A 12,020-nucleotide genomic window follows, 5' to 3' on the forward strand; every position below is an offset into this window, starting at 1 on the left:
GCGTAGTGTCAGAATATCAGCAGCGCGAGATGGCGTCCAAAGGGAAGCTGACCATCTGCTCAACGAGAGGTAATCGACAAGGATGCTGAACCCGGATCTGTTGATGGCGCTGCACTACTGCGCCGTGATCACCCTGACCGGAGCGATCACCTCCGAATATTTTCTGTTCCGTCGCGGCATGTCCATCGAGCAGGTGCGCAAGCTGCTGCTGGCCGACGGCCTGGCGGCGCTGGCCCTGCTGCTCATCTTCATCACCGGGGTGTTGCAGGTGCTTGCCCACCCCGACGAGCCGTCCGTACTGCTCGCCAATCCGGGCTACCGCACCAAGCTGCTGCTGTTCTGCGTGATGGCCATCAGCTTTGGCTACCCCAGCCGTCTCTTCTACCGCTGGCGCCGCTCCCTGCGCCAAGGGCGCGCCCCCATGGTCTCCATCCAGCAGCAGTTCTGGGTGATCTGGATCCTGCGCGGCAACCTGCTGCTGCTGGCCCTCATCCCCCTGCTGGCCGGCATCGCCAACGGTTGAGCCGCACGAGCTGCGGCAAGGCCGTGGGATAACCGCTCACACTGCCAACCTCATCGAAGCTAAAGACAAATCCCCCCGCGCACGGTTATCTTGGAGGCTGGCGCTTTGCGGCACGGCCCTGCCCGTCCGTCTTTCAGGGATGAATCTATGCGTTCGAACATGATGTTATTGATGGCCGCCGCCATCTGGGGGCTGGGCTTCGTGGCCCAGCGGCTCGGGATGGACCACATGGGGCCTTACACCTTCAACGGCCTGCGCTTTCTGTTGGGGGCCGCCTCCCTGCTGCCGCTACTATGGTGGCTCAAATCCCGGCAACCCACCGCACAGACCGGTGATCGGCGTCTGCTGCTGACCGGCGGCCTCATCGCCGGTACCGTGCTGTTCAGCGCCGCCTCGCTGCAACAGGTGGGGCTGCTCTACACCACGGCAGCCAAGGCGGGTTTCATCACCGGTCTCTACATCATACTGGTGCCGGTGATCGGGCTCGCCCTGCGCCACAAGACGGGGGCCAACACCTGGGTTGGCGCCCTCATCGCCATGGCGGGGCTCTACTACCTCAGCGTCACCGAGGATTTCACCATCGGCTACGGCGACCTGCTGCAGGTGATGGGCGCCCTGTTCTGGGCCATACACCTGCTGGTGCTGGATCACTACTCGAGCCGGGTCGCCCCCATTCGCCTCGCCGGCGTTCAGTTCGTGGTGTGCAGCCTGCTCAGTCTGGGCACGGCGCTGGTCATCGAGACCCCCAGTCTGAGCGGCGCGGTGGCCGGCTGGCAGGCCCTGCTCTATGCCGGTCTAGTGTCGGTCGGGGTGGGTTACACCCTGCAGGTAGTGGGTCAGCGCGGCGCCCATCCGGCCCATGCCGCCATCATCCTCAGCCTGGAGACGGTGTTCGCCGCCATCGGTGGCGTGCTGTTGCTGGGAGAAACCCTCGACGAGCGCGCCATGGTAGGCTGCGCCCTGATGCTGGCAGGCATGCTGATCTCCCAGATCCGCCTGCGCTGGTGGTGGAAGTCCCGGCGGGACAAGGTGCCGAGCCAACCCTGACGTTACAGGCATGCCGGAACGCCAGTGACCCCAAATAAAACGAGGCGCCCAGGGCGCCTCGTTTTATGGCCGCACGCCTAGCGTACGCTGGAGCAGAAGCTCACGTCGTCGCGCAGGGGATCGTTGCTCACGCTGTGGTAGAGCTCGAAGCAGGGGCCGCTGCCAAACTCCAGCCCGGCCGCCACTATGTCGCCCACATGCTCCTGCCAGCGCGGTCCGTACTGGTTGCGGTCGGTGATGAGGTAACGAGACTGGGCATAACGGCCAGCCGGGATGAGCTGGGTCTCCACCTCGCCCTCACCCCGGGTCTGGGGCGGCACAGTGATGCCGATGTCGGTGCGGCACTGGGCCGGCGGCGTCACCTCCGGGTTGTCGTGGTAGATGAAGATCCACTCCCCGCCCTCCAGCCCTCGCACAGCGGCCCACTGCTGCAGGCGGCCGCAGACGGCATCATAACCCTCGCCATAGGGACCGGTGACCCGGATATAGGCCAGGGTGCGGGCGTCCATCTCGACAGTTTTCATGGTGTTGCTCCTTGCTGATGAGTGGCCTTCAGCATAAGGGGACGGGCCATCCCATGCGTGTCCATCCTTGCTCTCCAGGTGTCCATTCTTGCTCTTGTCACTGCGAAACGCGCCCGGTGTGCAGCCATAGTAGCGACGAAAGGCCTTGGCAAACGCCTGGGAGCTGCCTAGCCCCGCCCCCAGCGCGATGGCGGTGATGCTGGCATCGGTGTAGCAGAGCTGCCAGGCGGCCCGCTGCATGCGCAAGCGCCGGCACATCTCCCCCGGCGCCTCCCCCGCCACGGCGGTGAACACCCGATGAAAATGGTAGAGGGAGAGACAGGCCCGCTCCGCCAGCGCCTCGATGGAGAGATCCGGATCCTGCTCCAGCGCCCGCAGCACCGGGATGAGCCGGCGGCGGTAGTCGATCATGGCCGGATCCTCGCCATGTAGAGGGCATCCACGTACTCACCTTGGCGAAAGGCGTAGCCGCGGGCCAACCCCTCCTCGACGAAGCCGAACTTGCGATAGAGCGCCAGTGCCCCCTGATTGTCGGTGTAGACGGTGAGTTCGACGCGTTGCAGGTTGAGCCAGTTGTCGGCCATCTCCAGCGCGGCCCCCAGCAGGGCGGAGCCCACTCCCTTGCCGACCCAGTCATCCCGCACCCCCATGCCGATACAGGCCACGTGCTTGCGCCTGGGGTTGGGCTCCATATGCAGCGAGAGCTGGCCCACCAGCAGGCCATCGATCTCGGCCACCAACGCCACCACGCTGCCGCTCTCCAGCCGCTTCTGCCAGACGCCCAGGGTCGGATAGGGCAGTTGCAGGGTGCCCGCCTGGGCGTTGGGCATGGCATAGAGATCCCGCAAGGCGGGGGCATCGGCCGGTTCGGCGTGACGAATGGTGATCTGCATCTGAGGCTCCTTCTCGAAAACCTCATCATGCAGCATCAGAAGGGTCCGGTCATCCCCCCAGCGCCACCCATTTGTGATGCCTATCAAAGGGCGAGGGAGGGCCCATTGGTTCCCTGGTTTTTCCTTGTTATAGACTCAAGGCTCACCAACAAGGAGAAGCACCATGAACGACAAGACCCTGCACAGTGCCAATGGCGCCCCCGTTGTCGACAACAACAACAGCCTCACTGCCGGCCCCCGCGGCCCGGTGCTGATGCAAGACATCTGGTTGATGGAAAAGTTGGCTCACTTCGATCGGGAACGGATCCCGGAGCGGGTGGTTCACGCTAAAGGCTCGGGCGCCTACGGCACCTTTACCGTGACCCATGACATCAGCGCCTTCAGCAAGGCCGACCTGTTCAATGCCGTCGGCAAGCAGACCCCGGTGTTCCTGCGCTTCTCCACCGTGGCCGGTGAGAAGGGCGCCGCCGACGCCGAGCGCGACGTGCGCGGCTTCGCCCTCAAGTTCTACACCGAACAGGGCAACTGGGATCTGGTGGGCAACAACACCCCGGTGTTCTTCATTCGCGATCCGCTGAAATTCCCCGACTTCATCCACACCCAGAAGCGGGATCCGCGCACCAACCTGCGCAGCGCCACCGCCGCCTGGGACTTCTGGTCCCGCCATCCCGAGTCCCTGCACCAGGTCACCATACTGTTCAGCGATCGCGGCATCCCCAAGAGCCTGCGCGAGATGAACGGCTACGGCAGCCACACCTTCAGCTTCATCAACGACGCCAACGAGCGCTTCTGGGTCAAGTTCCACTTCAAGACCGAGCAGGGCCACAGCTTCTACACCGATGAAGAGGCTGCCACCGCCGTCGGCCAGGATCGGGAGACCAGTCAGGCCGATCTGTTCAACGCCATCGAACGGGGCGACTTCCCGCGCTGGAAGGTCTATGTGCAGGTGATGCCGGAGGCCGAAGCCCAGACCTACCAGATCCACCCGTTCGACCTCACCAAGGTGTGGCCGCACAGCGACTACCCGCTGATCCCGGTCGGCGTGCTGGAACTCAACCAGAACCCGGACAACTACTTCGCCCATGTGGAGCAGGCCGCCTTCACCCCGGCCAACGTGGTGCCCGGCATCGGCTTCTCGCCGGATCGCATGCTGCAGGGACGGCTGTTCTCCTACGGTGACACCCAGCGCTATCGCCTCGGCGTCAACCACGGCCTGCTGCCGGTCAATGCCCCGCGCTGCCCGTTCCACCACGGTGCCCACCGCGACGGCGCCATGCGGGCCGACAGCAATGGCGGCGCCAGCCCCAACTACCAGCCGAACCGCTTCGGCACCCAGCAGCCGAGCGAGCAGCACGAGCCGGCGCTGAGTCTGGAAGGGGCCGCCCTGCACTACGATTTTCGCGACTACGACAGCGACTACTACAGCCAGCCGGGCAACCTGTTCCGGATCATGGACGAGGGGCAGCGCTCGCGCCTCGCCGCCAACCTGGCGCGTTCCCTCGTCAACGTGGAGGATGACGCCATCGTCGCGGCCCAGCTCAAGCACTTCGAGCAGGCCGACCCCGAGTACGCCAAGCGGGTCGAGCTGGCGCTGGCCGCCCTGCAGCGCTAAGTCGCAGGCAGCCAACATCTGCAAAAGCAAAACGGGGGCCTGCTGGCCCCCGTTCTCGTCATGACGGTATTTGATAAATAAAAAAACGGAGCCCAGGGCTCCGTTTTCATTGTTGTCTCAATTCCGGACGGAACGTGCTTCCCGCGCCCTTGCCAACAGGTGTTTGTACTACCCGTTACGGCAACCATGCTGTGCATAGGCAGAGTGTCACGGTGATCGTCTGCGGTGATGAATAAAAAACAGAGCCAAAGGCTCTGTTTTCACTGCTGTATCAATCCCGGACGGAACGCGCTTCGCGCTCTTCCCGCTCCCTTGCCAACAGGCGTTTGTACCACCAGCTACTGCGACGACGTTGTGCATTGGAAGAGCGACGAGCCATTTCTTAGGTTCCAGCCAAGAGAGGAAAAGAGCCGCATTATGCGATAGAGGTCACGTCCATGTCTTTAGCTGGATCAAGAAAAGCCTCACTGACCGACGCTGATGGTACCGCTCTTCGTCGCCTTTCCGGCCTCATGCAACGCCCTTTGCGGCTCGCGCCAGGCCAGTGGCCCGTTGCTCTCCAGCTCGTTTTGCGGGGCGCACTCCAGCCAGCTGTCGCCCTGCTGGATCCTGGCCCCCAGCGAATATTTCTGATCCTGATACCAGCAGACTCGCTCCGGCAGCGAGCCCAGCGGCAACACCAGTTCGGCTCCCACTTCCGCCCGCTTTGGCTCTGCCGCCACGCCGGTGCCGGTCGCACCGCCCAGCAGCGCCAGCCACAGCCAGCCACCTACCCTCTTGCCCAGATACATGATGTCTCTCCTCACTCGATAGAAGGTTCAGGCGACCGGAAACGACACAAACTTGATTAATAAGCAGCGCCCTCGCTGGCATTCCCAAGCCAATATGATAGCCTGCCAGCGCCTGCTCATACCCGTCAAAACAGGTGCAGGAAAACCCCGGTGGATTTGTCGGTTCTCGACGAATATAACCTTATTAATCAAATCGTTATTTGGATATTATCCCAATGCGTATCATGCCGTTGCTCCAGGCGGCCTGCCTGAGCCTGATGTTGTCCGCCTGCGTCGCCCCCCTGTTGATGATGAGCCCCACCAGCCAGCTGATGTGGGCCCTGCTCAAACCCCTGGTCGGCTTCGATCCCAATGAAGCCAATCTGTTTGAACAGCCGCTGATCAAGGACCGGATGACCAGCATCCTCGGCCCCAATTACGACAGCACCATTCAGTTGCTCAAGACCGCCAACGAGCTGCAGCAGGAAGGGCCACTGTTCTACGTGGTCTCCCGCTACGCCCCCGTGCCGGACGTCGCCAAGCAGGCCGGCATGGTGTGGAACTCACAGACCAACCAGATGTCCGTCATGCTGCTCAAGGGGGACGGTACGCCCCAGGTCTTTGGCGAGAACCTGGCGGCCGGCGCCCCGAGCTGGCCGACCGAGATGCAGAACTGGCAGACACAGGGCAATCCGGCGACCAGCGCACTCACCGGCGCCACCAACAGTCTGACCGGCTCGGCGACCAAGGGCCTGACTGGCGCCGCCACCACCAGCTCGGTATTTGGCAGCGTGCTGGGTTCCCTGCAGCAGGGCGCCAGCAAGACCATGGCTGACACCACCAAGCAGGTCGTGAACGGCGCCGCTACCTCGGCCCAGCAACAGGCCGGCAAGGCGGCCAGCAGCGCCACTGCTACCGTGCAGCAGCAGGCCACCAAGGCCGTTACCGCACCGGCCAAGCAGGCGGTCAGCAGCGCCACTGCCACCGTGCAGCAGCAGGCCACCAAGGCCGTGACCGAGCCCACCAAGCAGGCGGCCAGCAGCGCCACTGCCACCGTTCAGCAACAGGCCACCAAGGCCGTGACCGAACCGGCCAAGCAAGCGGCTACCAACACCACAGCCACCGTGCAGCAGCAGGCAACCAAGGCTGTGACCGAGCCAACCAAACAGGCGGTCAGCAGCGCCACTGCCACCGTTCAGCAGCAGGCCACCAAGGCCGTGACCGAACCGGCCAAGCAGGCAGTCAGCAGCGCCACTGCCACCGTGCAGCAGGCCACCAAGGCTGTGACCGAACCAGTCAAGCAAGTGGCTAGCAGCGCCGCTGCCACCGTACAGCAACAGGCCACCAAGGCCGTGACCGAGCCCGCCAAACAGGCGGTCAGCGGCGCCACTGCCACCGCAACGGATGCGGCCGCCAAGGCCGAGGCCGCGCGCGCCGCTGCCGAAGCCGAGATGGAAGCCCTGCTCAAGTAAGCCCCTCACCAGGCCATCGCAAGACGGCCTGGCTGTTTTCCGCCCTCCCGCTCCCCACCACAACCAATTGCCATCCACGCTACCAGGCGCGGGAAATCATGAACTTCTCGACATAGCCCCCTAAACTGGAAGGACGATTTGTTGCAAGGAGTGCTGCCATGTCGCGTCTGCTCAGCCTGATGATCTGCTGCTGTCTTGGCACAGCCCTGCCCGCCTCGGCGTTCACCTATTACTCCGAGCAGAACATGCCGTTCAACGGCCAGGATGAGCAGGGCAACAGCACCGGCCTGGCGGTGGAGTTGCTGCGGCTGATGTGGCAGGAGATGGGCGAGCCGGAGCAGCCCATCCACTTCATGCCCTGGGCCAAGGCCTGGTATCTGCTGACCCAGCAGCCGGATGCGGTGCTGTTCACCACAGCCCACACCCAGGCGCGGGATCCCCACTTTCTCTGGGTCTGCCCCATCAGCCACTCGCGGGTCTCGCTGGTAGGGCGCAAGCGGGATGCCCCCAAGGTGACCGGCAAGGCGGATCTGACCAAGCTGCAGATCGGGGTCATGCAGGCGGACGTGGGGGAGCAGCTGCTGCTCAACCGGGGCATCAGCCCCGCCAACCTGATGTCGGTGGAGCGCATGGATCAGGTGGTGCGCCAGCTCATCATGGCCCGCACCGATCTGGTGGCCGGCAACGAAGTCATGCTGTTCCACCAGGCAAGGCAGCTCGGCTTTTCACCCGATACCTTCGTCACCGTCGCCACCCTGGCGGATCAGGACAACTGCTTCGCCTTCAACCCGGCGGCGGACAAACAGCAGGTCGCCCGCCTGCAGCAGGCGCTCGACAAGGTCAGACAGGGGGAGGCCTTCAAGCGGCTCATCGCCCGCTATCAGGATGTGGTGCAGTCACCGCCGGCGGATCACCTGCCCACGATCGAATAAACCCAAGATGCAAACAGGCCACCCGAGGGTGGCCTGTTTCATGGTGCGCTCCGCTCACTGGAAGTGGTGGTCGTGATCGGATTTCTTGGCCTGGGCACTTTCGCTGTGCTCGATGGCGGTGCGGATGAGGTCTACCCCGGCACGGATGATCAAGACCCCCATGTTGACCAGCTTGACGCAGACCCACATGAAGGTGATGAGCAGGATCAGCTTGAGCACGGTCTGGAACGCCTCCAGGAAGTTCTGCTCCAGCTGGCCGGTCAGGCCGCTGGCGCTGGTCATCAGCCAGGTGTAAACCTCGCGCACGAAGGGGATGCGGCTCGGCATCTCCAGCACGTCCAGCGCGGCAGGCAGGGCCTGGAAGATGACGATGCTGCCGAACAGGATCAGGATGACGCCGATGGCGATACCCAGAAAAAAGCCAAACTGTTTCATGGAAGGTCCCAAGGTTTGCTGCATGAAAATAACATAGCTGCCAATACTAGGGACTGCCTCTCCCCACGGCAATCCTTGCGAAGCCGGCCGGCCCCTCGTCAGGCCGCCCCAAGTCGCGAAGCCAGACCGGAAACCATTGCCCAACTATCTGATTTCTGTGACGCTTGTGCCCATTCTCCCTCACTCGTCAGGCGGTCATGTCGCGCTACTGTTTTTTGCTGTTCTGTCTCCTGCTGCCAGGATTGCCCGCCCTGGCCACGCCAAGCGCTGCCGTCTGCGTGGTCAAACATCAACAACAACTGTTGCTGGTACAGGACAGGGTCTCGTCCCGCTACAGCCTGACCGGCGGCTACATAGACGCGGGCGAGACGCCACAACAGGCGGCGCTGCGGGAGCTGTATGAAGAGACCGGCCTGCGGGGCCGGGTCATCGCCGAGCTGGGGTCATGGCAGCGCGCCCTGCTGTTCGCCTGCCAGACCCTGGAACCCATTCGCGCACAGACCGGTTCTGGCTTTGTCTCCCTGTTGCGGGCCCCCAATCTGGGCGGCGAGATCCTCAATGCCAGGCTGATCGCTCCGGCCCGGTTGCCGGATGATCAGCGCCGTTTTCCGGCGCAGCTCGACTGGCTGGCCCCCCAACTGGCCACCATTCCCGACAGCCCCGTGCAGTGGCAGCCCGATTTTCGTGGCGAGGGCAATGCACTGCACCAAATGGAAGTGCCGCTGATCCACCAGCTGCAGACCTGGCTCGGTGCCCAGGTGCACTGGCTCGAGGTCAGCAACCTGTTCGGTTCAGCCGCCTTTCAGCTTGCCCTGCTACCCTTGCTGCTGCCCTGGCTGGGCTGGCCCCGGGTGCGCCAACTGCTGCTGACCATGCTGACCCTCACCCTGCTGGTGCAGCTAGCCAAGGAGGGGATTGGCTGGCCCAGACCCTTCCACCTTGATCCCGCGCTGGCACAAGGCAGCGCCCAGGGCTTCGGTATGCCGAGCGGCCACGCCGCCTCGGCGCTGCTGTTCTGGGGCGTGCTGCTCAGAGGGTGCTGGCCCGCCAACCCCTGGCGCAGTATCGCCCTGGCGCTGCTGCTGGCCACCCTGACCGGGCTGGCCCGGGTCTGGCTCGGGGTTCACTTCCTGTCAGATGTGGCGGCAGGCCTGCTGCTTGGCGCCTTACTGCTGGCCCTGCATCCTCGCCTCGCCAACCTGGCGGCCAAGCCGTGGAGCTGGGCCGGGCTGACCCTCGCCTGCGCGCTGGCCGCCGGGTGGAGTCAATCCTCGGCGCTGGCGGGCCTGGCCACCTTCAGTCTGGGGCTGACCCTCGGCATGCTGTTGCCGCTGCCGCGCACGGCGCAGACCGGCTGGCGCACACCGCTGCTGGCGCTACTCGGCGGCCTGCCGCTGGGGGCGCTCTGGTGGGCACTGCCGCTCTGGCTGACCAGCTCCTGGCTCATACTGCTCGGCCAGTGGCTGCTCTATTGTGGCCTGGGGCTCTGGTTGAGCGCCGGCCTCTGGTGGATACTCTCACTCGTGAAAAATAACCCGCTACCCAAGGGCCCAGGCCCTGACAAGGGATTGCTATGAATATGAAAAAAGTGGATTTGGCCAAGATAACCCTGGGAGTGCTGTTTCTCAGCCTCCTCATCATCTCCTGCTTCATGGTGCTGCGCCCCTTCCTGCCCGCCCTGGTGTGGGCCACCATGATCACCATCGCCACCTGGCCACTGATGCTGATGGTGCAGCGCCTGCTGTGGGGCAAGCGCACCCTGGCGGCCCTCAGCATGACCCTGGTACTGCTGCTGATGTTCGTCATCCCGCTCTTCATGGCGTTGGCCAACGTGGCGGAGAAGGCCCCCATGCTGATCGAACTGGGTACCACCGTCAGCCATTCACCACCTCCCGAGCTGCTCTGGCTGCAGCAGGTGCCGCTGGTGGGCGGCAAACTCTACGACTTCTGGCAGCAGATCCTGGCGAGCGGTGGCCAGGTGCTGTTCGCCAAGCTGGCCCCCTACTTCGGCCAGACCGCCCGCTGGCTCGCCTCCCAGGCGGGCAACCTGGGGCTGCTGTTCGTCCACTTCCTGCTGACCGTCGGCATCTGCGGCCTGCTCTACCACTCGGGTGAAGTGGTGGCGACCGGCATTCGCCGCTTCGCCCACCGACTGGCTGGTGAGCGCGGCGACAACGCCACCGTGCTCGCTTCACAGGCGATCCGCGCCGTGGCCATGGGGGTCGTGGTGACCGCGCTGGTGCAATCCTCGGTGGCAGGGCTGGGTCTGCTGATTGCCGGCATCCCCTACACCATGATCCTGGTGGTGGTGATGTTCCTGCTGATCGTCGCCCAGATCGGCCCCTTCCCGGTGCTGCTGGCCTGTGTCGGCTACCTCTACTGGAGCGGTGATACCACCTGGGGCACCTTCCTGCTGGTCTGGTCGCTGCTGGCGGGTACCATGGACAACTTCCTGCGCCCCTTCCTGATCAAACGCGGCGCCGACCTGCCGCTGATCCTCATTCTGGTGGGGGTTATCGGCGGCTTGCTGGCGATGGGGATCATCGGCCTGTTTATCGGCCCCGTGGTGCTGGCGGTGGGCTACACCCTGCTGGATGCCTGGATCAAGGAAGATGACCAACCGGTGGCCGCAGCGGTTGAAGCGCCCAAGGCCCAATAACGATTCAGTAAAAAGACGATTCAGCCATCCATAGCTGATACCAGGAGCCGCCCACAAGGGCGGCTCTGTTATTTGTGGTGATTGTGATTATGGCGATGGCGATGGCGTCAGATTGGCTGATCCGCGCCAACTTGCATTCACCATATATTACTGTCCCATGCAGGTTCGATTAGCGAAGCGTAATCGGACGATCGAGATGCCACCGTCCCGGTTGTATCCATAAGTCAGCGGCATCTGCCAGAGGGGAAATTAGAGTCGCCGTTATAGCGGGGAAATAGATTTACGCGAACGTCCGATTACGCCTGACGGCTAATCGAACCTACGGGCTACAATTAATCTTTCAGCCCTATTTCAAAGATCGTTTTTACACCAGACACAAAGGCCGCTCTCAACATTAATTTTTGTATTCCTACATTCGACACACTGCGCATCAAAAACATTCAGAGTGTTTTTGCAAATAATACAGGTATATGAATGTTTATTAATGTCTGATTGTACCAGCGTATCAATTAAGTGCGTTCGCCAGCGCCCATGATCATAAAACGCAATGTTTTCGAAGTGCTCCTCACAAAAGTTACACTCCATGGCTTTAGCTTTTTTGTTAAAACCAAAAAACTTTTCAACTGAGCTTGGTTTTAGGGCTTTTACTGCGATAGATATCTCTTCGTGAATTTCGAAATACCTGTAGCCTTCTTTCTCATACTCTGTCATAAACTCTATTCGATTACTTGGAGAGTTTAGGTGGTAGATAAAACGAGACCTTATCCATTGATTTTCACCGAAAAAATTACTGTGAGCAGTTAAAATTGATTCGGCCAGATGAGTAGGCTTGATAAAGTCTTGTGAACTGACGGAATGCATGATTTTGTTACGGATATTTCGCATTTCGTTAAACCATACCTTGAATTGTTCATCTAGTTTGGTTTCTGAAAATGTATTATGTATTTTCACTAAATCTTGAGCATCTATAGTCCTAAACTCTGAAAAATCAATATCAGATTTGTCAGCGGCTTTTGGCCAATTCCGTGAGTCATTCGAAATTAATATATAAGGTGAAACTTCTGCGATCTTTCCTTTTAGGGAAGGTGCGAATAAGCGGGGAAATTCTTCTCGGCTGACTCAGTCATTTCATTTCTTCATGTTTGAGCCGATT

The 12,020-nt window shown here is 61.9% G+C and carries 12 protein-coding genes; 7 read left to right on the forward strand and 5 right to left on the reverse strand.

Translation table 11 applies throughout. The features are described 5' to 3' along the window. Positions 1–82 precede the first annotated feature (82 nt). Both PG881_RS22005 and PG881_RS22010 read left to right on the forward strand, forming a co-directional pair. Positions 83–523 carry a DUF2214 family protein gene (locus PG881_RS22005; RefSeq protein ID WP_011707672.1) on the forward strand — a complete coding sequence of 147 codons (441 nt, stop codon included), beginning with the start codon at positions 83–85 and terminating at the stop codon, positions 521–523. 147 nt (positions 524–670) lie between these two features. Next, positions 671–1,570 carry a DMT family transporter gene (locus tag PG881_RS22010; RefSeq protein WP_270802879.1) on the forward strand — a complete coding sequence of 300 codons (900 nt, stop codon included), beginning with the start codon at positions 671–673 and terminating at the stop codon, positions 1,568–1,570. Positions 1,571–1,647: 77 nt separating this feature from the next. Here PG881_RS22010 and PG881_RS22015 read toward each other — a convergent pair whose 3' ends face one another. Further along, entirely contained in the window at positions 1,648–2,505 is an 858-nt protein-coding gene (locus PG881_RS22015) for an AraC family transcriptional regulator (protein ID WP_270802881.1), read from the reverse strand. Beyond that, a complete protein-coding gene (locus tag PG881_RS22020) occupies positions 2,502–2,987 on the reverse strand; it encodes a GNAT family N-acetyltransferase (RefSeq protein ID WP_270802883.1) in 486 nt (161 codons plus the stop codon). The genes PG881_RS22015 and PG881_RS22020 overlap by 4 nt, the downstream gene beginning before the upstream one ends. 163 nt (positions 2,988–3,150) lie before the next feature. Between PG881_RS22020 and PG881_RS22025 the strand changes: the two genes are divergently transcribed. Beyond that, complete coding sequence (locus tag PG881_RS22025; RefSeq protein ID WP_016352245.1) at positions 3,151–4,599, forward strand: catalase; 1,449 nt, start codon at positions 3,151–3,153, stop codon at positions 4,597–4,599. Positions 4,600–5,063: 464 nt separating this feature from the next. Here PG881_RS22025 and PG881_RS22030 read toward each other — a convergent pair whose 3' ends face one another. Beyond that, positions 5,064–5,390: a YnjH family protein gene (locus PG881_RS22030; protein ID WP_016352246.1), complete on the reverse strand. Its 327-nt coding sequence runs from the start codon at positions 5,388–5,390 to the stop codon at positions 5,064–5,066. Positions 5,391–5,605: 215 nt separating this feature from the next. Here PG881_RS22030 and PG881_RS22035 point away from each other — a divergent pair, with 215 nt between their 5' ends. Both PG881_RS22035 and PG881_RS22040 read left to right on the forward strand, forming a co-directional pair. After that, on the forward strand, positions 5,606–6,841 hold the full coding sequence (locus PG881_RS22035) for a hypothetical protein (RefSeq protein ID WP_270802885.1): 1,236 nt from the start codon (positions 5,606–5,608) through the stop codon (positions 6,839–6,841). A gap of 158 nt (positions 6,842–6,999) precedes the next feature. Further along, positions 7,000–7,773 (forward strand): substrate-binding periplasmic protein, encoded by a 774-nt coding sequence (locus PG881_RS22040; protein WP_135318829.1) that lies wholly within the window; start codon positions 7,000–7,002, stop codon positions 7,771–7,773. Positions 7,774–7,827: 54 nt separating this feature from the next. Here PG881_RS22040 and PG881_RS22045 read toward each other — a convergent pair whose 3' ends face one another. After that, the gene (locus PG881_RS22045) at positions 7,828–8,208 is read right to left on the reverse strand and encodes a hypothetical protein (protein ID WP_042067905.1); all 381 of its coding nucleotides are present in this window, start codon (positions 8,206–8,208) and stop codon (positions 7,828–7,830) included. 197 nt (positions 8,209–8,405) lie between these two features. On the opposite strand from PG881_RS22045, the gene PG881_RS22050 reads away from it, so the two are divergent. Together PG881_RS22050 and ydiK are read left to right on the forward strand one after the other, a co-directional pair. Beyond that, positions 8,406–9,785: a phosphatase PAP2 family protein gene (locus PG881_RS22050; protein WP_270802891.1), complete on the forward strand. Its 1,380-nt coding sequence runs from the start codon at positions 8,406–8,408 to the stop codon at positions 9,783–9,785. Continuing rightward, positions 9,782–10,867 (forward strand): AI-2E family transporter YdiK, encoded by a 1,086-nt coding sequence (gene ydiK, locus PG881_RS22055; protein ID WP_270802893.1) that lies wholly within the window; start codon positions 9,782–9,784, stop codon positions 10,865–10,867. The genes PG881_RS22050 and ydiK overlap by 4 nt, the downstream gene beginning before the upstream one ends. Positions 10,868–11,218: 351 nt before the next feature. Here the strand turns inward: ydiK and PG881_RS22060 are convergent, their stop codons facing one another. Then, positions 11,219–11,752: a hypothetical protein gene (locus PG881_RS22060; protein ID WP_270802895.1), complete on the reverse strand. Its 534-nt coding sequence runs from the start codon at positions 11,750–11,752 to the stop codon at positions 11,219–11,221. Positions 11,753–12,020 lie beyond the last annotated feature (268 nt).

It is taken from the genome of Aeromonas sp. QDB54, assembly GCF_027707385.1.
Lineage (GTDB): Bacteria > Pseudomonadota > Gammaproteobacteria > Enterobacterales > Aeromonadaceae > Aeromonas > Aeromonas hydrophila.